The following is a 20,706-nucleotide window of genomic DNA, read 5'->3' on the forward strand; positions in this document are numbered from 1 at the left end:
TACGATGGAGAAAGTGATACAGGAATTAAAAGAACGCGAAGTCGGCAAGGTTCTTGCAAATGAACCGCTCGCGAATCATACAACGATGAAAATCGGCGGACCTGCGGATGTATTGGTCATTCCAAGCAGTGTAGATGCTGTCAAAGATATCATGGACGTGATTAAAAAATATGATGTAAAGTGGACAGTCATCGGCCGCGGATCAAATCTTCTTGTTTTAGATGAGGGAATCAGAGGCGTAGTGATTAAGCTGGGCGCAGGCCTTGACCATTTGGAGCTTGAAGGGGAAAAAGTGACGGTCGGAGGCGGTTATTCAGTGGTCCGTCTTGCTACATCATTGAGTAAAAAAGGCCTGTCCGGTTTGGAATTTGCTGCGGGTATACCAGGATCAGTCGGTGGAGCGGTTTATATGAATGCCGGCGCTCACGGTTCTGATATGAGCGAAATCCTCGTCAAAGCACATATTTTATTTGAAGACGGCACGATTGAGTGGCTGACAAATGAACAGCTGGATTTCAGCTACAGAACATCTGTATTGCAAAAGAAACGCCCGGGCGTTTGTCTTGAAGCTGTTCTGCAGCTGGAACAGAAGGATAAGGAATCAATCGTTCAGCAAATGCAAAGCAATAAAGACTACAGAAAAAATACACAGCCGTATTCAAGCCCTTGTGCGGGAAGCATATTCAGAAATCCGCTTCCGAATCATGCCGGAAATCTTGTAGAAAAAGCAGGCTTGAAAGGATATCAAATCGGCGGTGCAAAGATATCGGAGTTGCACGGAAACTTCATCGTCAATGCAGGCGGAGCATCAGCAAAAGATGTGCTTGATCTCATTGATCATGTGAAAAAGACCATCCGTGAAAAATACGAGATTGATATGCACACAGAGGTTGAAATCATCGGCGAAAATCGCTGATTCAAGTTCTGACTGAAGCTGTTCATATGATATACTGTAAGCAAACGCAAACGGCATCTATAGTATGCCGTTTGTTTTGGAATAGACAGACTTTAACAGCTGTTTCATTTGAATGAGGTGAACAGGCAATGAACCCGGGTCATGACAGAGAAAAAATCGTAAACATTGAAGAACGGATTCCTAAAATTAAAGAGCAGCGGAAACAGAAGGCAAACCGTCGTCTCATTTCATTTATTATGCTGTTTTTTATTATGGTGCTGATCATCGTGTATCTGCAGACGCCAATCAGTAAAGTATCAACAATCTCTGTTACAGGGAATGAGAATGTATCCAAAAAGGAAATTATCGAACTTTCCGATATTAACAGCGGAGATACTGAGTTTTGGAGTTTGGACAAGAAAAAAACAGAAAAGCAGATACAGCAAAATAAATTAGTAAAAAAAGCTGAGATCAGCAAATCGCTTCCTAATAAAATCAACATTGCGATCGAAGAATATAAAGCAATTGCTTATTTAGAAAAAAACGATGTGTACTACGAAGTGCTTGAAAACGGTTCAGTTCTGCCAAACGAAGTAACGCCGGATGATGCCGGACCGATTTTGGTAAATTGGACAAACGCGAAGAAACGGTCTCAAATGGCCAAGCAGCTCGATGCTTTGTCAAATTCGTTAAAACAGTCGATTTCAGAAGTTTATTATACGCCTGTAAAAATGGATGAAAACCGTATTAAATTGTATATGAACGACGGTTATGTTGTCACTGCGTCTATTAAAACCTTTGCAGACCGAATGAAAACGTATCCTTCTATCATTTCGCAGCTTAGCAGCAATAAAAAAGGAATTATTCATTTAGAAGTTGCTACCTATTTTGAAGAGTTTGGAAAAAACGATAAAGTTGCTAAAAAGGAAGAAGAAAATTGAGGGGCAAATCAGCAGTCCTTCTTTCTTTGATCATGCTTATCGCAGGCTTTTTGATTTCATTTTCTTTTCAAATGACAAAAGAAAACAACAAAAGCGCGGCTGAGACGGAAGAGTGGAAAAAAGAATATGCGCTGAGAGATGAACTCCTGAAACAGGAGAAAGAAAATAAGAAACTTGAAAAAGAATTATATCAAAAGCAAAACACAGTCCGTCAGGCAGAAAATAAACTGAAGAAAGAAAAGACGGAATACTATAACGTCCTCGAGGATACTGAAAAATACAGAATGTATATTGGGGAAGTCGGTGTGCAGGGAGAGGGCGTTGAGGTGACCTTGGAAGATGCGTCGTACATACCGGAAGGGGAAAATGTGAATAGTTACATCGTTCACGAAAGCCATATCTTTCAAGTGGTAAACGAACTGTATATCTCGGGTGCGGCAGCCGTCGCCGTTAATGGCCAGCGATTGACACATGATTCCTATATCAAGTGCAACGGTCCTGTTGTAACGGTAGACGGGGTGCAGCATCCTGCCCCGTTTACGATATCCGCTATTGGAGATCCAGATGTCCTGCTGCCTTCGTTAAATATAGCAGGAGGCCTGATCGATCAGCTGTCAATGGATCATATTTCTGTTTCCGCAGAAAAAGAGAAAAACATACAAATGAAACCGATTCTGAAAACGAAGGAATGACTGAAAAAGCGGGTGAAACAGATTGAAAATAAAGCGTTCCTTCATAAGCATCAGTGTGCTTATGGTCATCTTCGGCCTCATGATAGCTGTTCAGTTTAACTCATTAAAGCACCCTCAAGTCCGAGACACAAGAGATATGTGGGATATAAGGGAAGAGCTGACAGCAGAGCAGAAGAAACAGGAAAAGCTGCTGGCTGAAATAAACAAATATGACAAACTGCTGAATAGCTATTCGCAAACGAAAGAAATGACAAAAGAAACTGCGCTCAATAATACCTTGCAAACCTTAAAAAAAACAGCCGGCATGACCGATATAACAGGTAGCGGAATTGTCATCACCATTTCCCCGCTTTTTTCTGAAAGCTTAACAGGAGAGCCGATCGGAAATCCGCCTCCGGATTTGCTGAAGAAGCTGATCAATGAACTTAACTCCTTCGGTGCAGAGCATATCTCGATTAACGGGCGAAGAGTTGTGAATCATACAGTCATAAGGGATATAAACGGCACAACGAAAATAGACGGATACGGCCTTGACGATTATCCTTTAACAGTAAAAGTGCTTGCCAAAGATCCGGACATGCTGTACAGCAGAGTGAAGGGGTCAGGACTTGAGGACCTTTTTGCATCTGAAAATTTAGCATTAAGAGCCGGTAAATCGGAAAGCAAACTGACATTAAAAGCATATGACAGACCATTGGACGTACAACAGCTGAAACCGCTTAAAGACTGAAAAGGAGGAGAATTGTCATGTGGCTGCCCGTGCTGGGACTGGTGCTCGGAATAGCGATTGGACTGATGACAAACTTAACGATACCGAGTGAATACTCAAACTATTTATCGCTTGCGGTGCTTGCCGCACTTGATACATTAATCGGCGGAATCAGGGCGCATTTACAAGGTACATATGATGAAATGGTATTTGTTTCCGGTTTCTTTTTTAATATTATATTGGCGATAAGTTTAGCTTTTCTGGGAGTCCATCTTGGTGTAGACTTGTATTTAGCGGGTATATTCGCATTTGGAGTCAGATTATTTCAGAATATAGCCGTTATCAGAAGAAATCTACTAACAAAGTGGACTCTTTCTAAAAAAAATAAAAAAAATGTGATATAAAAGAGGATATACATAGGATATAACGAATATTTTCAATAAACATAAAATGTGAAGAGCACATAAGGAATATTCCGTTGTTATTTTTTGTTACACACTTGTAAAGCCACATTCATTGTATTGTTGTTCCGCAAATAATAGAATAGAAATGATCGAAATGTGAGGAGGTGCCATAGAATGAACAACAATGAACTTTACGTCAGTCTTGACATCGGTACGTCCAATACAAAAGTGATCGTCGGAGAAATGACAGATGATTCCCTTAATATTATCGGTGTGGGAAATGTACCGTCTGAAGGGTTGAAAAAAGGCTCAATCGTTGATATAGATGAGACCGTTCATTCTATAAGAAAAGCGTTTGACCAAGCTGAAAGAATGGTAGGTTTTCCGCTTAGAAAAGCTATTGTCGGCGTTAATGGAAATTATATCAATATTCAAGATACAAACGGTGTTGTAGCAGTTTCCAGTGAAAATAAAGAAATTCAAGTTGAAGATGTACGCCGTGTCATGGAGGCGGCACAGGTTGTTTCAATACCCCACGAACAGCTGATTGTGGACGTCATTCCTAAACAGTTTATCGTTGATGGAAGAGATGAAATCACCGATCCAAAAAAAATGTTGGGTGTGCGTTTAGAAGTAGAGGGCACCTTGATCACCGGTTCAAAAACAATCTTACATAACTTACTCCGCTGTGTTGAAAGAGCCGGTATTGAAATAACTGATATTTGTCTTCAGCCGCTGGCAGCCGGTTCTGCTGCATTATCAAAGGACGAGAAAAACCTTGGTGTGGCTCTCATTGATATAGGGGGAGGGTCAACAACCATTGCCGTATTCCAGAACGGACATCTCACTTCTACCCGTGTCATTCCTCTCGGAGGCGAAAATATCACCAAAGATATCTCCATCGGATTGAGAACGTCAACAGAAGAAGCAGAACGCGTGAAAAAGCAATTTGGACATGCCTACTATGACGAAGCCTCGGAAGATGAAGTATTTGAGGTAACCGTTATAGGCACCAATCAAAAACAAACATTTACACAGCAGGAAGTAGCGAATATCATTGAAGCAAGAGTAGAAGAAATTCTTGAAATTGTTTCAGAAGAGATTAGCAGTATGGGAATTACCGATCTGCCGGGAGGCTTCGTGCTGACAGGAGGACAAGCAGCAATGCCGGGTGTCATGTCATTGGCGCAGGATGTGCTGCAAAACAATGTCAGAGTGGCAAGCCCGAATTATATCGGTGTAAGAGATCCTCAATATATGACGGGAGTAGGCTTGATCCAATTCGCCTGCCGAAATGCAAGAATCCAAGGCAGAAAAATAGGCTTCAAGATGCCTGAAGAAGCGATACAGGAAATTGCAGTCTCATCATCAGAGGAACAAGAGCAGCATCATCACCAAAATGAGGTGCAGCAGCGGCCAAAAGGAAAACAAAAAACACAAGCCGAACATAATAAACAGAGCAAAATGAAAAAACTATTAAGCATGTTTTGGGAATAGATAGATAGTCATTCGGCAGATTAGGAGGATTTAGCATGTTGGAGTTCGAAACAAACATAGACGGCTTAGCATCAATTAAAGTAATCGGAGTAGGAGGCGGCGGTAACAACGCCGTTAACCGAATGATTGAAAATGAAGTGCAAGGAGTAGAGTACATCGCGGTAAATACGGACGCTCAAGCTCTTAACCTGTCAAAAGCAGAAGTAAAAATGCAAATCGGCGCAAAACTGACTAGAGGATTGGGAGCAGGTGCGAATCCGGAAGTCGGAAAAAAAGCCGCTGAAGAAAGCAAAGAGCAGATTGAAGAAGCGTTAAAAGGCGCTGACATGGTATTCGTGACAGCTGGTATGGGAGGCGGAACAGGAACAGGTGCCGCACCGGTTATCGCACAAATTGCGAAAGACTTAGGCGCATTAACAGTCGGAGTCGTCACAAGACCGTTTACATTCGAAGGACGTAAAAGACAACTGCAGGCTGCAGGCGGAATCTCAGCTATGAAAGAAGCGGTGGATACACTGATCGTGATCCCGAACGACCGAATCCTTGAAATTGTTGATAAAAACACGCCGATGCTTGAAGCATTCCGTGAAGCGGATAACGTACTCCGCCAAGGGGTTCAAGGTATTTCAGATTTGATTGCTACACCTGGTCTTATCAACCTTGACTTCGCTGATGTGAAAACAATCATGTCAAACAAAGGATCTGCTTTGATGGGTATCGGTATTGCGACTGGAGAAAACCGCGCGGCAGAAGCAGCGAAAAAAGCAATTTCCAGTCCGCTTCTTGAAGCGGCCATTGACGGTGCGCAAGGCGTCCTCATGAACATCACTGGGGGAACAAACCTCAGCCTATATGAAGTTCAGGAAGCAGCAGACATTGTCGCTTCTGCATCAGACCAAGACGTAAACATGATTTTCGGTTCTGTTATAAATGAAAATCTAAAAGACGAAATTGTGGTGACAGTGATTGCGACTGGTTTTATCGAACAAGAGAAGGACGTGACGAAACCTCAGCGTCCAAGCTTAAACCAAAGCATCAAAACACATAATCAAAGTGTTCCAAAGCGTGAGCCAAAACGTGAGGAGCCTCAGCAGCAGCAACAAAATACAGTAAGCCGTCATACCTCACAGCCGGCTGATGATACGCTTGACATCCCGACATTCTTAAGAAACCGTAATAAACGCGGCTAATGTAAAGGACAAAATCGTTTTCGATTTTGTCCTTTTTGTTTTTCCTCCATAACTTTTCTTCTTGTAAAGTCTTTTTCCCTATGTCTTCCTTCACATAGCAGCAAATCGGACTATTAGACCTATTCTTATTTCATGACGATTTTATCATTTTCATATATATGGAAATTAACTGACATGAAACGACAATATCTGTAATGCGGATTGTCTACAGTTAACGTACAGCGATGTTCTGACAAACAATTCATTTTTAAAAGGAGGGACGACATTTTTTTACAAAGCATTTTGAAAAAGGGGGATAAAAATGAGGAAAAGAACGAAAAACAGACTCATCAGTTCTGTTTTAAGTACGGTTGTCATCGGTTCACTGCTGTTTCCGGGTACAGCCGGGGCAAGCAGCAAAGGTGCCTCAACATCTGTGAAACAGGAGCTTCAATCTGCTGAATCCATTCAGAACAAGATCTCGAGTTCATTAAAGAAAAGCTTTAAAAAGAAAGAAAAAATGACCTTCCTGATTAAATTTAAAGATCAAGCTGACACAGAAAAAGCGGCAAAAGCGGCTGTTAAAAAAGCGAAATCGAAGAAGCTGACTGCTGCTAAGACGGAATATCAAAAGCGCTCTGCCGTTGTGTCATCTTTAAAAGTCACAGCCGATGAATCCCAAAGAGATGTCTTAACATACTTGAACAGCCAGAAAAATAAGGGAAATGCAGACCAGATTCACTCTTATTATGTGGTGAATGGGATCGCTGTCCATGCCTCAAAAGAGGTGATGGAAAAAGTGGCGCAGTTCCCTGAAGTGGAAAAAGTGCTTCCAAATGAGAAACGGCAGCTGTTTAAATCATCCTCTCCATTTAACATGAAAAAAGCGCAAAAAGCTATCAAAGCAACTGACGGTGTGGAATGGAATGTAGACCAAATCGACGCCCCGAAAGCTTGGGCACTTGGATATGACGGAACTGGTACGGTTGTCGCGTCCATTGATACCGGTGTGGAATGGAACCACCCGGCTTTAAAAGAGAAATATCGCGGATATAATCCGGAAAGTCCTGATGAGCCGGATAATGAAATGAACTGGTATGATGCCGTCGCAGGCGAAGCAAGTCCTTATGATGATTTGGCTCATGGAACCCACGTGACAGGTACGATGGTGGGATCTGAACCCGATGGGAAAAATCAAATCGGTGTAGCGCCAGGCGCTAAATGGATTGCTGTTAAAGCGTTCTCCGAAGATGGCGGCACTGATGCTGACATTTTAGATGCCGGTGAATGGGTTTTAGCTCCAAAGGACGCAGAGGGCAATCCTCACCCGGAAATGGCTCCTGATGTTGTCAATAATTCATGGGGCGGGGGCTCAGGACTCGATGAGTGGTACAGAGACATGGTTAATGCCTGGCGTGCGGCCGATATTTTCCCTGAGTTTTCAGCGGGGAATACGGATCTTTTTATTCCAGGCGGCCCTGGTTCTATTGCAAACCCGGCAAACTATCCCGAATCGTTTGCAACTGGAGCGACTGATATAAACAAAAAGCTTGCTGACTTTTCTCTTCAAGGACCATCTCCATATGATGAAATAAAGCCGGAAATATCTGCACCTGGCGTAAATATTCGTTCTTCTGTTCCGGGTCAGACATATGAGGACGGATGGGACGGCACATCAATGGCAGGGCCGCATGTGTCCGCTGTTGCCGCACTGCTGAAACAGGCGGATGCCTCACTTTCTGTCGATGAGATGGAAAATATATTAACCAGCACGGCTGAACCGCTGACGGATTCAACATTCCCTGATTCTCCGAATAACGGATACGGTCATGGTTTGGTGAACGCTTTTGATGCTGTATCAGCTGTTACAGATGGTTTAGGAAAAGCAGAAGGACAAGTTTCTGTAGAGGGAGATGATCAAGAGCCTCCTGTCTATCAGCATGAGAAAGTAACAGAAGCTTATGAGGGCGCGAGCCTGCCGCTTACTTTGACAGCTGAAGACAATGTAAGTGTGACATCTGTAAAACTGTCCTATAAGCTGGACCAAGGTGATTGGACAGAAGTAACGGCTAAGCGAATCAGCGGCGATCATTTGAAAGGGACCTATCAGGCAGAGATCCCAAACATAAAAGGAACTGCACTAAGCTATAAGTGGATTATTCAGGATTTTGGAGGCCATGTCGTTGAGTCTGACACATACGATGTACCAGTGAAGCCAAGCATCACAGCGGGATATAAGCAGGACTTTGAAACTGTACCCGGCGGCTGGATTGCGAGCGGAACAAATAATAGCTGGGAATGGGGCGTTCCATCGTCAGGCCCAAATACTGCAGCATCCGGAGAAAAAGTATACGGAACAAATCTGGCAGGAAACTATGCCAGCTCAGCCAACATGAATCTCGTGATGCCTCCTGTTAAAGTGCCGGATTCAGGAAACTTGTTTCTTCAATTTAAAAGCTGGCACAATTTAGAGGATGATTTTGACTACGGCTACGTTTTTGTTTTGCCTGAAGGTGAAAAGAATTGGCAGCAGGCTGGTGTCTATAATGGAAAGACATCAAGGTGGACGGACGAAGAAATTGATTTATCCGCTTATCAAGGTCAAAACATTCAAGTGATGTTTAATCTCCAATCTGATGAAAGTATTTCAAAAGAGGGCTGGTACATTGATGATGTAGTGCTTTCTGACAAATCAGCCGGAAAAACAGCCAAAAAGAATAAGCTGGGTGTCGAAAAGCCGTCTGGAAAGCAAAAGAAAAAGCCAGTAAATCCGAAAAAAGCTAAGCCATCTGCAAACATAACGGTAAAACATCAGAGTAAAGATATACAGCCTCAAGTTTTGCCGCTCAGGGCACAAGTCAGCGTGGTAGAAACAGGAAAATCAACATATTCAGATCAATCCACAGGGCAGTACACGCTTACGCACAAAGCGGGAGACTATACGCTTATGGCAGAAGCATACGGCTATCAATCGAAAACACAGAAAGTTTCTCTGCAGGCAGATCAGACGACACAAGCTAATTTTTCGTTAGAGGAAATGAAGAAGGGCACATTAAAAGGAACAGTCATCAATAAAACGACAGGAGATCCGGTAAAAGGCGCCTCCGTTTATGTTGTAGAGGATGCTGCGGTTGAACCGGCTACGACAAACAACAAAGGCGAATATTCGCTTGAGGCCTATGAGGGCGCTTATACGATTAAAGTCGCTGCACCGGGTTATTACAGCGATGAATTTTCCGTTGATTTAAAAGGTGATATGACAAAAGAAATTGTACTGAAGCCTTTCGTCGGCTATCCGGGTGAGATTGCATATGATGACGGAACGGCGGAGAATGCCAATTCCTATTTTGCGGCCGGTAACGGATGGGCGGTCAAAATGACGCTGGCTGACGGCAAGGACAAAGGCATGCTTACAGGAGGGCTGTTCAGATTTTGGGATACAGAGTTCCCTGACCCTGGCGGCACAGAGTTTAAGGTTGAGGTATACGATGCTACAGGAGAAGACGGAGCACCGGGCAAGAAAATTGCCGGGCCATTTAACGCTGAAGCCCTTCGCAATGGCGAGTGGACCAAGGTAGATCTCAGTTCAAAAGGGATTATGGTCGATAAAGACTTTTATCTTGTGTATATCCAGTCGAAACCTGACCCGTATACACCTGGACTTGCAATGGATGAAACCGGTCCGAATTCCGGCCGCAACTGGCAGTATATAGACGGAGAATGGCAGCCAGGTGACAAAGCAGACGGCAACTATATGATCCGCGCATTAGTTGATTATGAAGCTGCTGTACCTGTTATTACTTCACCGACAGACAAATCATACACAAATAAGGAGAACGTCACCGTAAAAGGAAAAGCCTCTCCTGGTACAACGGTACACATTTATAATGGCGAGAAAGAAGCAGGAGAAACGAAAGCTGCTGCGGATGGCACGTTCCAGGCGGGAATCACACTCAGCGAGGGTGAAAATAAGCTGACGGCCACTGCATCAACAGAAAACGGAACTACGGATGCCTCCAGCCCGGTCACAGTCACGCTTGATCAAGACAAGCCTGAACTGACGCTGGACAATCCAAAGGATGGCGAGAAAACAAATAAAGAAACCCTGACTGTCAAAGGATCTGTATCTGATGACAATCTGAAAGAAGTCAAGGTGAATGGCAAAAAAGCAACCGTAACTGATGGTTCATACTCAGCCCGTATTCTGTTGGAGAACGGAAGCAATGAAATCAAGGTAACTGCTACAGACTTAGCAGGCAACAAAACGACGAAAAAGGCTGTCATTGATGTCAACTTTGACCAGCCTGTCATTTCCGGTTTGATTCCGGGAGAGGACAAAGTTTTAAAAGCCGGTGAATCTGTGAAAATTGCTTTCTCAAGCGCTGAAGATTTGGATGCAACGTTTGTCATTCGGCTGCCGCTGACAAATGCAAGAGCGAGTGTGCAAAACGCCACAGAGCTCCCGCTGAGAGAAATTTCTCCGGGGAGATATGAAGGCTATTGGACAGCCACTTCTTCTATTAAAGCAAACGGAGCAAAAGTAGAAGTGATTGTACGAGATGCTTATGGAAATGAAACAAGAAAAACAGCGAACGGAAAACTTTATATCAATACTGAAAATTAAGTGTAAAAAAGCTGCCTCTACAGGCAGCTTTTTTTATATATCCTCTCATTCATTTCCTCGACAAATTAAGCAGATATCCCTGAAAAATTGTATTTTCCTCTCAACATTAATTGACAGACTTTCCCACGGAGCTTGCTTTATACTTATGTAACAAGAAGGGAAACAGCGTGATGCAAGATAGAAAGGAGTCAGATGTGAAAATCTATTTAGATGTCATTTGGCTGTTAAACTTTTGTTTTGATGCACTTTTGCTTTTGCTCACGGCATTTATTTTAAAACGGCATGTGAAAAAAAGAAGACTGATAGGCGGAGCGTTCATCGGTTCCAGTATTGTCCTATTGATGTTTACACCTTTTTCGCCGATCGTTGAACATCCGGCAGGCAAGCTTGCTTTTTCAGTTGTTATTGTGATGGTGACATTTGGCTTTAAGAGATTCCGCTATTTCTTTCAAAATTTGTTTTCCTTTTATTTTGCCACTTTTTTAATGGGGGGAGGAATTATCGGGGCCCATTCCTTGCTGCAGTCAAACTCTGTTGTTCGAAACGGGGTTATGATCACCAATCAAACTGGGTTTGGAGACCCAATCAGCTGGTTGTTTATTGTTGCTGGCTTTCCAGCATTATGGTTTTTTTCTAAGAGAAGAATTGAAGATATTGAAACAAAAAACATTCAGTATGAGGAACGAGTCAGCGTACAGGCGGATTTGGGCGGGCAAACGCTTCATGTCAGAGGGCTGGTTGATTCCGGTAATCAGCTGTATGATCCGCTTACTAAAACGCCGGTCATGATTATGTACATTGATAAACTGGAACCGATATTCGGAGCAGCCGAAACGATGATCATTCGAAACACAGATCCATTGGAAGCCACCCAGCGGCTCGATGATTCATTTCGCTTTTTGGATAAAATGAGGCTGATTCCATACAGAGGAGTAGGTCAGCAAAATCAATTTTTACTATGCGTTAAACCGGATCATGTAACGATTATAACAAAAGAAGAAATGATTTCTGCGGATAAATGCTTCATCGGCATCAGCACAACAAAGCTATCGGCAGATGGAGAGTTTGACGCAATTATTCATCCGAAAATGCTTTCGGGCAAGGCCATCAAACACGTTTCATAATGTTCGCAAATGTCCGTTACTTATCATACTCAAACGACGTGACATTTAGAAGGGAGAGGAAGATGAAAAAACTGAAATTGCGATTGACGCACCTCTGGTATAAGCTGCTGATGAAACTTGGGCTGAAAAGTGATGAAGTCTATTACATAGGCGGGAGTGAAGCCCTGCCGCCTCCATTATCTAAAGATGAGGAGCAGGTTCTATTAATGAAGCTCCCAAACGGCGATCAGGCGGCTCGCGCCATTTTGATCGAACGAAATTTGCGACTGGTCGTCTATATCGCCCGTAAATTTGAAAATACGGGAATTAATATAGAGGATTTAATCAGCATCGGCACCATCGGATTAATCAAAGCTGTGAATACGTTCAATCCAGAAAAGAAAATCAAGCTGGCGACCTATGCCTCCCGCTGTATAGAAAACGAAATCCTGATGTATTTAAGGAGAAACAACAAAATCCGTTCAGAGGTTTCCTTTGATGAGCCGCTTAATATTGATTGGGACGGCAATGAGCTTTTGCTTTCTGATGTGCTCGGCACTGACGATGACATCATCACAAAGGACATAGAAGCTAACGTAGATAAAAAGCTTTTGAAAAAAGCCCTTGAACAGCTCAATGAAAGAGAAAAACAAATCATGGAACTCCGTTTTGGTCTTGTCGGCGAAGAAGAAAAGACCCAAAAGGATGTAGCGGATATGATGGGGATTTCCCAGTCCTATATTTCTCGTCTGGAGAAACGAATCATTAAAAGATTGCGAAAGGAATTCAACAAAATGGTGTAAAAAATTTTTTGCGGGTAATCCCTTGATTCTACAAGGATTTCCCAATTATGACTATTTTTCGGTCTGAGTGCAGTGCATATTTTTCCCACCCAAGGAGATACTTAACGTTGTACAGCAGCTCCTGTAGGGAGGGAAAAAAGTGTCGAGAAATAAAGTCGAAATCTGCGGGGTGGATACCTCCAAATTACCAGTACTCAAGAATGAAGAGATGAGAAAGCTGTTTAGACAGCTGCAGGATGAAGGCGATGATTCAGCAAGAGAAAAGCTTGTAAACGGGAACTTGCGTCTTGTCTTAAGTGTCATTCAAAGATTTAATAACAGAGGAGAGTATGTTGATGACTTATTTCAAGTCGGCTGCATCGGACTAATGAAATCCATTGATAATTTTGACCTAAGCCACAATGTTAAGTTTTCAACATACGCTGTACCTATGATTATCGGAGAGATCCGCAGGTACTTACGCGATAATAACCCGATCCGTGTCTCAAGATCACTCCGGGATATCGCATACAAGGCACTTCAGGTCAGAGAGCGGTTAATCAGTGAGACAAGCAAGGAGCCGACTGCAGAAGACATCGCAAAAGTTCTTGAAGTACCGCATGAGGAAATTGTATTTGCGCTTGATGCCATCCAGGATCCGGTTTCTCTATTTGAACCGATCTATAACGACGGCGGAGACCCGATTTATGTGATGGACCAAATCAGTGATGAGCGCAATAAAGATTCACAATGGATTGAAGAGCTGGCTTTAAAAGAGGGCATGAGAAGACTGAATGATAGGGAAAAAATGATTTTAAGAAAGCGATTCTTCCAAGGAAAAACACAAATGGAAGTAGCCGAAGAAATCGGGATTTCCCAAGCGCAGGTGTCCAGGCTTGAAAAAGCGGCTATCAAACAAATGAATAAGAATATTCATCAATAATGAAATGGAAAGCCTTTAAAACAATTTTTGTTTTAAAGGCTTTTCTATTAATTGCGGGCGGTTTACGTTTTGGAAAAAATAAGGTATCCTAGTCCGTGCAAAGTTTTATGAAAATTTAAATAATTATAAAGAGCAGTAAAGAGGAGGACCACAATGATTTTGCAGCTTGACAATGTCTCACTAAAACGGAATGGAAAATGGATACTGAGAGATATTCATTGGAAAGTAGAAGAAAAGGAAAATTGGGTGCTTTACGGACTGAATGGCGCCGGAAAGACAGCGCTGTTAAATATGCTTTGCTCATATTATTTTCCAACATCGGGCGAGATGCAGGTGCTTGGCCATGAATTTGGTAAAACGGAGCTTGGGGAGAAGCTCAGAAGGAAAATTGGCCTCGTCTCAGCGGCTCTTCAGCAAAAGTTTTATCCTGCAGATTCAGCATTTGAAATTGCTTTAAGCGGAGCTTACGCTTCGATTGGCTTATATGAAACACCAAGTGCAGAAATCAGGGAAAAAGCAATTGGCTTGTTAGAGGACTTGGGAGCAATTGAATATGCCGACCGTCGCTATGAAACCCTTTCTCAAGGAGAAAAACAAAGAGCTTTGATTGCAAGAGCGCTAATGGCCGATCCAGAGCTGCTGATATTGGACGAACCAGTCACAGGGCTGGATTTTATTGCCCGGGAAAAGCTGTTAGATACGATTACATACATTGCAAATAAAGAAAACGCGCCATCGATCCTTTATGTGACGCATCATGCGGAAGAAATTTTGCCGGTGTTTGACAAAGCCCTTTTGTTAAAAAAGGGAGAGGTCTTTAAATCGGGGGAAATAAAGGAAATGCTGACTGATCAAATACTTTCTGCTTTTTTTGATACGCCAATCCATGTATTATGGAATCAGGATCGGCCGTTTTTAACAAGAGCAGAGCCGATAACGAATGCCTGACAAACACATATCGATTCATCCTAGGGGTGCTTTTCGAAGCTGAGAGAGATATTTGTCTCAACCCTTTTGACCTGATCTGGATCATGCCAGCGGAGGGAAGCGGTGAAAAATTCAGAGTACGTAGGACTCTGTTTGTTTTTATTGAGCCGTTTCATAACATATGAAACGGCTTTTTGATTTTAAGTAAAGGAGCGGATCACATTGAATCAACAAATAGACTCTCTGATAAAAAAAGTGGAAGACCAAAAGGAGGAGCTTATTCAGCTTGCAAAAACGCTGATTTCTTATCAAACACCTGCTCCGCCTGCAAGAAATACAGACGGCATTCAATCATGGATTGCCGGATTTTTAAATGAAATGGGATTCACGATTGACAAATGGAATGTGTACCCGGGAGATCCCAATGTTGTAGGCCTGCTAAAGGGAACAGATTCAGCAGATTATCATAGCTTGATCATCAATGGTCATGTAGATGTGGCAGAGGTAAAAGAGGATGAGGATTGGGAGCATGATCCGTTTCATCCAATCGAAAAAAACGGTCTCTTAATCGGGCGAGGCGCTTCTGATATGAAAGGCGGAATGGCGTGTGTGCTGTTTGCTGTCAAATTGATTCGTGAAGCCGGCATTGAACTTCCCGGTGATTTGATTCTGCAATCGGTTATCGGGGAGGAAGTCGGAGAAGCCGGTACGCTTGAATGCTGCAAGAGGGGCTATCATGCTGATTTTGCAGTTGTTGCGGATACGAGCGATATGCATATTCAAGGCCAAGGCGGTGTCATTACAGGCTGGATCGAAATCAAAAGCAGTCAAACGTTTCATGATGGGACGAGGCGGAATATGATTCACGCAGGCGGAGGAACATTTGGAGCAAGCGCAATTGAAAAGATGGCAAAAATCATTGCAGGCCTCGGTGAACTTGAACGCCACTGGTCCATTATGAAAAGTTATCCCGGTTTTAAACCAGGCACAAATACGATTAACCCGGCTGTCATAGAAGGCGGCAGACATGCGGCTTTTATAGCGGACGAGTGCCGGCTGTGGATCACAGTCCATTTTTACCCGAATGAAACTCATGAACAAGTGGCAGCGGAAATAGAAGATTACATTAACCGGCTGAGTGACAGTGATATTTGGCTTAGGGAAAACCGCCCTGTTTTCAAGTGGGGAGGCTCATCTATGATTGAAGACAGAGGAGAAATTTTTCCGGCTCTGGAAGTTGACCCTTGCCACCCAGGCGTCTCAGTGCTTACAGCTTCTCACGAGAAAGTGAAACGGGAGTGTCCGGTTGTTGACGTTTCTCAATCCGTTACAGACGGAGGCTGGCTGTATAATGCCGGCATACCAAGCGTGATTTACGGTCCTGGTGATCTGCATAATGCACACTCTGTGAACGAGGAGGTATCGATTGAGCAACTGGTAGATTATACGAAAATTATGCTCAATTTTATCATCGGCTGGTGCAGCCGTAAAAAAGAACAGTGACCATGAAAATTTCTTCTTGCTGACAAGGTTCAGCCCGCCCGTTCATATACTTGAAAAAAGGACGGAAAAAGGACGTGATGGAATGATCAGCATTTCAGAATTTCAGGTGAAGGATGTCGTCAATGTCTCAAATGGAAAAAAGCTGGGGAGCATTGGTGATATAGATATCAATGTGACCACTGGAAAAATTCAGGCGATCATACTGGGGGGGAATGGGAAAGTTCTCGGATTTTTTGGAAAAGAAGAGGAATTGGTCATTCCATGGCGAAATATAGTAAAAATCGGAGAAGATGTAATCTTGGTCCGATTAAGTGAACCGCATGCATAACCTGCTTTGTCTGCCGCGGATTGGCAAATGCCGGAAGTCTCGATTCTTCCGGCACATTTCATTTAGAAATATGCAAATCGGCGCTCAACGAATGCAGAAAGATGTGGTAAAATAAGTGGGAAATTCCGCTTTTTTAAATGTTTGTCGAAAGGTTGGATCATCATGAATACATATCACCCATTCAGTCTTACCACACCCTCGACACTCATGATACAAGACTGGACACAAACGAATCAAAACAACAGAGAAGTCATTGCCGGATTTACTACGAAAAACGGCGGTGTCAGCCAAAAGCCTTTTGAATCGTTAAATACAGGATTGCACGTTCATGACAAAGATGCAGATGTAGTTAAAAATCGTGAATATATTGCCGATATGTTTAATATTGATTTGCAGTCTTGGGTATTTGCTGATCAGACACATGATAATCGCGTTCAAAAAGTGACGCAGAGGGATAGGGGAAAAGGCGCCCGAGAGTATCATACGGCTTTAAAAGCAACGGACGGGCTCTATACAAATGAAAAGAATGTGTTTTTGGCATTATGCTTTGCTGATTGTGTGCCTCTTTACTTTTATGATCCGGTTAAATCGCTTGTCGGGGTCGCCCATGCCGGGTGGAAAGGCACTGTCAAACAGATTGGCAGAGAAATGGTGAAGCAATGGACCGAGCAGGAAGGTTCTAATCTCTCAGATATTTATGCTGTTATTGGACCATCTATCAGCGGAACATGCTATACGGTAGACGATCGTGTCATGGATGCTGTCCGGGCATTGCCGGTGTCGGGAGAACGTGCCGTAAATCAAACGGCACAGGCGCAATATCAGCTTGACCTGAAAGAGCTGAACCGCCTTATATTGATCGACAGCGGTTTGGCAAATGAACAGATTTCTGTCAGCGGTTTATGCACGGAAAGTGAGCCGTCTCTTTTCTATTCTCACCGCCGCGATCAGGGGAAAACTGGACGGATGATGTCCTTTATCGGAATGAAGGAGGCATAAAAGATCTTGCGTGTTGTTGATAATTTACGACATATAAACGAACGAATAAACGAAGCATGTAACAGATCGGGCCGAAGCTCCGATGAAGTTACGGTTATTGCAGTCACAAAATATGTATCGCCTGAAAGAGCACAAGAGGCAGTGGATGCGGGCATTACCTGCCTCGGAGAGAATCGGGATGCGGAACTGCTCCGCAAACAGGAAGTGATGAAAGGGAATCCGGAATGGCATTTTATCGGCAGTCTGCAATCAAGAAAAGCAAAAACTGTCGTCAATTCTGTTTCCTATATCCATTCCTTAGACCGGCTCTCATTAGCGAAAGAAATCGAAAAACGGGCTGAAGGTACTGTCCAATGCTTTGTGCAGGTCAATACCTCTCTTGAGCCTTCTAAACACGGCATGAAAAAAGAAGAAGTCATTCCATTCATACAGGAGCTTTCCGGTTTCGAACACATCGTTGTGGCCGGATTGATGACAATGGCTCCGCTGACTGATGATCAAGATCAGATCAGAGGCTGTTTCAGGGCGCTGAGAGAACTCCGTGATCAGGTTCAGGAGCTGAAACAGCCGAACGCTCCGTGTACTGAACTGTCGATGGGCATGTCAAATGATTTTGAAATTGCAATTGAAGAAGGGGCTACTTATATTAGAATCGGCTCATCGTTAGTCGGAAATGAAACAGGGGGTGTACAGCAATGAGTATGAAAAATAAACTGAAAAACTTTTTCTCAATGGAAGATGAAGAATACGAATATGAATATATTGAGACAGAGCAAGAATCTCATGAAGAGCATGAGCAAAAAGAAAAACCTGCTTATGCCGCAAACAAACCGGCGGGCAAACAGAATGTAGTGAGCTTGCAAAGTGTTCAGAAATCCTCTAAAGTGGTGTTGAGTGAGCCGCGCGTTTATGCGGAGGCGCAGGAAATAGCCGACCATTTGAAGAACCGGCGGGCAGTTGTCGTCAATCTTCAGCGTATACAGCATGACCAGGCCAAGAGGATTGTTGACTTTTTAAGCGGAACTGTTTATGCCATCGGCGGCGATATTCAAAGAATCGGCTCGGATATTTTCCTCTGCACGCCTGACAACGTAGATGTATCAGGCACAATTTCTGAGCTCATATCTGAAGACGAACATCAGAGGTGGTAAAGCGAGATGATCCTTTATCAAGTTTTTTCGGTTTTAAGCTTATTAATCACAATATACTCATTTGCCCTGATCATATATATTTTTATGTCATGGGTGCCGAGTACAAGGGAAACGGCAGTCGGGCGTTTTTTAGCTTCGATTTGTGAACCATATCTCGAACCATTCAGAAAAATCATCCCTCCGATCGCAATGCTGGATATTTCACCGATCGTAGCCATTCTTGTGCTTCGGTTTGCGACAACCGGCTTGTGGGGGCTTTATCGCATGATTGCGTTTTAATGTGACAGTTTGATAGGGGCTTGGCAGCAGCCAAGCCTCTTTACATAGAAGGGAAAGACGATGAGCGATATATATCAGCACTTCAGAAAAGACGAGCGGGCCTTTATTGACCAGGCGCTCGAATGGAAAAGTATTGTCCAGGAGCAGTACCGGATGAAGCTGACTGACTTTTTAGATCCCAGAGAGCAGGTTATTCTCTCAGCTGTTACCGGACAGGCAGACGTCGGGCTTGCTTTTTCCGGCGGCTATGACAGAGCGGAACGAAAACGGGCGATTCTGTATCCAGAGTACATCACTCCGGAAGAATCGGATTTTGAACTGCAGGCGTTTAACGTCCGTTATGCTGAAAAGTTTGTCTCAGTAGATCACCGTTCTCTGCTTGGTGCATTAATGGGCATAGGCTTAAAGCGGCAAAAGTTTGGTGACATCGTGTTTTCTGAGACATCAGTGCAATTGATTGTCTCAGCCGATACCGCTGATTTTGTGGCTGCACAGCTTACCCAAGCAGGCAAAGCTGCGGTCAGCCTAGAGAAAATTGACTTGTCAGACCTTAACATTCCAGCAGTTGATGTCGAAATAAGAGATGACACGGTTTCTTCTTTAAGGCTTGACGCCGTCTGTGCCTCTATGAGCAGACAATCCCGCCAGAAATCACAGACGCTTGTGAAAAACGGACTCGTGAAAGTGAACTGGAAGGTAGTTGAAGATCCTTCATACATGGTGGCAGAAGGGGACATGCTGTCTATCAGAGGCTTTGGCCGATGCAGCTTAACAAAAATCGAAGGAAAAACCAAGAAAGACAAATGGAGAGTCACGTTTGAACGACAAAAATAGTCGGTTTTTCAGTTTTTTTCTCCATCTGTGCGAAATTTGTTTTATAATGTGAACTAGATAACCGTACTGAAATGTAAAAATGGAGGTGGCATCATGCCATTAACGCCAAATGATATTCACAACAAGACGTTTACAAAAAGTTTTCGCGGATATGATGAAGATGAAGTAAATGAATTCTTAGCGCAAGTCAGAAAAGATTACGAAATTGTTCTCCGTAAGAAAACTGAGCTTGAAGCGAAAGTCAATGAACTTGATGAAAGAATCGGACACTTTGCTAATATTGAAGAAACGCTGAATAAATCGATTTTAGTTGCTCAAGAAGCAGCTGAAGACGTAAAACGCAATTCTCAAAAAGAAGCAAAGCTGATTGTTCGGGAGGCGGAGAAAAACGCTGATCGCATTATCAACGAATCTTTATCAAAATCAAGAAAAATTGCCATGGAAATTGAAGAACTGAAAAAACAATCTAAAGTTTTCAGAACACGTTTCCAAATGCTGATTGAAGCCCAGCTCGATCTTCTGAAAAATGACGATTGGGATCATCTGCTTGAGTATGAAGTCGACGCAGTATTTGAGGAAAAGGAATAAATTCTCTGATTACCTTGACATTTTCTTAGCTTGTCGAATATAATACGTTCATAAATTCAGATGAAAAAACGGTTGAAAGGGACAGTCATGTTTCCTTCAGGCCTTCATAGCGACCCGGAGATGGTGAGAGTCCGGGATGGCCGGAATCATGTAGATCAGCCCTTAAGTTTCCTTTCTGAACTCACAGTAGGTTAGGACGTTCATCACGTTACGATGCTCGAGAGGAAAAAGCATATGCAGGCTTTTTCTAAAAGGGTGGTACCGCGAGATAAGCTTTCTCGTCCCTTATGGGATGAGAGGGCTTTTTTTATTTTCTGAAAAAATGCAGTGGAGGAATG

At 43.2% G+C, this 20,706-nt stretch carries 20 protein-coding genes, 1 riboswitch and 1 other annotated feature; all 20 genes read left to right on the forward strand.

The features are described from left to right. The first annotated feature begins 4 nt into the window (after positions 1-4). Positions 5-916, forward strand: a complete 912-nt coding sequence (gene murB, locus AC4CV5_RS08775; RefSeq protein WP_490922499.1) for a UDP-N-acetylmuramate dehydrogenase — start codon at positions 5-7, stop codon at positions 914-916. 128 nt (positions 917-1,044) lie between these two features. Further along, the gene (divIB, locus tag AC4CV5_RS08780; RefSeq protein ID WP_490922501.1) at positions 1,045-1,836 is read left to right on the forward strand and encodes a cell division protein DivIB; all 792 of its coding nucleotides are present in this window, start codon (positions 1,045-1,047) and stop codon (positions 1,834-1,836) included. Further along, entirely contained in the window at positions 1,833-2,528 is a 696-nt protein-coding gene (locus AC4CV5_RS08785; protein WP_326220581.1) for a DUF881 domain-containing protein, read from the forward strand. Before divIB ends, AC4CV5_RS08785 begins: the two co-directional genes overlap by 4 nt. 22 nt (positions 2,529-2,550) lie before the next feature. Then, positions 2,551-3,258: a DUF881 domain-containing protein gene (locus tag AC4CV5_RS08790; protein ID WP_490922503.1), complete on the forward strand. Its 708-nt coding sequence runs from the start codon at positions 2,551-2,553 to the stop codon at positions 3,256-3,258. A 17-nt stretch (positions 3,259-3,275) separates the two neighbouring features. Further along, complete coding sequence (locus AC4CV5_RS08795) at positions 3,276-3,641, forward strand: small basic family protein (protein ID WP_003238683.1); 366 nt, start codon at positions 3,276-3,278, stop codon at positions 3,639-3,641. Positions 3,642-3,815: 174 nt separating this feature from the next. Then, positions 3,816-5,138 carry a cell division protein FtsA gene (gene ftsA / locus AC4CV5_RS08800; protein WP_222142786.1) on the forward strand — a complete coding sequence of 441 codons (1,323 nt, stop codon included), beginning with the start codon at positions 3,816-3,818 and terminating at the stop codon, positions 5,136-5,138. Between the two features lie 35 nt (positions 5,139-5,173). After that, a complete protein-coding gene (ftsZ, locus tag AC4CV5_RS08805; RefSeq protein WP_222142787.1) occupies positions 5,174-6,328 on the forward strand; it encodes a cell division protein FtsZ in 1,155 nt (384 codons plus the stop codon). Positions 6,329-6,629: 301 nt separating this feature from the next. Beyond that, positions 6,630-10,931 (forward strand): S8 family serine peptidase, encoded by a 4,302-nt coding sequence (locus AC4CV5_RS08810; protein WP_490922506.1) that lies wholly within the window; start codon positions 6,630-6,632, stop codon positions 10,929-10,931. Between the two features lie 194 nt (positions 10,932-11,125). Then, positions 11,126-12,055 carry a sigma-E processing peptidase SpoIIGA gene (gene spoIIGA / locus AC4CV5_RS08815; protein WP_166854676.1) on the forward strand — a complete coding sequence of 310 codons (930 nt, stop codon included), beginning with the start codon at positions 11,126-11,128 and terminating at the stop codon, positions 12,053-12,055. Between the two features lie 62 nt (positions 12,056-12,117). Continuing rightward, positions 12,118-12,837, forward strand: a complete 720-nt coding sequence (gene sigE, locus AC4CV5_RS08820; RefSeq protein ID WP_003221446.1) for an RNA polymerase sporulation sigma factor SigE — start codon at positions 12,118-12,120, stop codon at positions 12,835-12,837. Between the two features lie 139 nt (positions 12,838-12,976). Continuing rightward, a complete protein-coding gene (gene sigG / locus AC4CV5_RS08825; protein WP_003221449.1) occupies positions 12,977-13,759 on the forward strand; it encodes an RNA polymerase sporulation sigma factor SigG in 783 nt (260 codons plus the stop codon). A gap of 153 nt (positions 13,760-13,912) precedes the next feature. Then, positions 13,913-14,707 (forward strand): ABC transporter ATP-binding protein, encoded by a 795-nt coding sequence (locus AC4CV5_RS08830; RefSeq protein ID WP_166853151.1) that lies wholly within the window; start codon positions 13,913-13,915, stop codon positions 14,705-14,707. Positions 14,708-14,719: 12 nt separating this feature from the next. After that, positions 14,720-14,822, forward strand: a riboswitch (TPP riboswitch). An 86-nt stretch (positions 14,823-14,908) separates the two neighbouring features. After that, a complete protein-coding gene (locus AC4CV5_RS08835) occupies positions 14,909-16,189 on the forward strand; it encodes an acetylornithine deacetylase (RefSeq protein WP_490922510.1) in 1,281 nt (426 codons plus the stop codon). Between the two features lie 82 nt (positions 16,190-16,271). Beyond that, entirely contained in the window at positions 16,272-16,517 is a 246-nt protein-coding gene (locus tag AC4CV5_RS08840) for a YlmC/YmxH family sporulation protein (RefSeq protein ID WP_003232153.1), read from the forward strand. 162 nt (positions 16,518-16,679) lie between these two features. Further along, positions 16,680-17,516 carry a peptidoglycan editing factor PgeF gene (gene pgeF, locus AC4CV5_RS08845; protein ID WP_166853147.1) on the forward strand — a complete coding sequence of 279 codons (837 nt, stop codon included), beginning with the start codon at positions 16,680-16,682 and terminating at the stop codon, positions 17,514-17,516. 6 nt (positions 17,517-17,522) lie between these two features. Further along, the gene (locus tag AC4CV5_RS08850; protein ID WP_166853145.1) at positions 17,523-18,215 is read left to right on the forward strand and encodes a YggS family pyridoxal phosphate-dependent enzyme; all 693 of its coding nucleotides are present in this window, start codon (positions 17,523-17,525) and stop codon (positions 18,213-18,215) included. Further along, complete coding sequence (sepF, locus tag AC4CV5_RS08855; RefSeq protein ID WP_166853143.1) at positions 18,212-18,667, forward strand: cell division protein SepF; 456 nt, start codon at positions 18,212-18,214, stop codon at positions 18,665-18,667. Before AC4CV5_RS08850 ends, sepF begins: the two co-directional genes overlap by 4 nt. 6 nt (positions 18,668-18,673) lie before the next feature. After that, a complete protein-coding gene (locus tag AC4CV5_RS08860) occupies positions 18,674-18,946 on the forward strand; it encodes a YggT family protein (RefSeq protein ID WP_003221463.1) in 273 nt (90 codons plus the stop codon). 60 nt (positions 18,947-19,006) lie between these two features. Then, the gene (locus tag AC4CV5_RS08865) at positions 19,007-19,780 is read left to right on the forward strand and encodes a YlmH family RNA-binding protein (protein ID WP_166853141.1); all 774 of its coding nucleotides are present in this window, start codon (positions 19,007-19,009) and stop codon (positions 19,778-19,780) included. 93 nt (positions 19,781-19,873) lie between these two features. Then, the gene (divIVA, locus tag AC4CV5_RS08870; protein WP_003221468.1) at positions 19,874-20,368 is read left to right on the forward strand and encodes a septum site-determining protein DivIVA; all 495 of its coding nucleotides are present in this window, start codon (positions 19,874-19,876) and stop codon (positions 20,366-20,368) included. Positions 20,369-20,430: 62 nt separating this feature from the next. Next, positions 20,431-20,657 (forward strand) — a binding site (T-box leader). Positions 20,658-20,706: the final 49 nt, after the last annotated feature.

Source organism: Bacillus sp. NS1 (genome assembly GCF_058248265.1).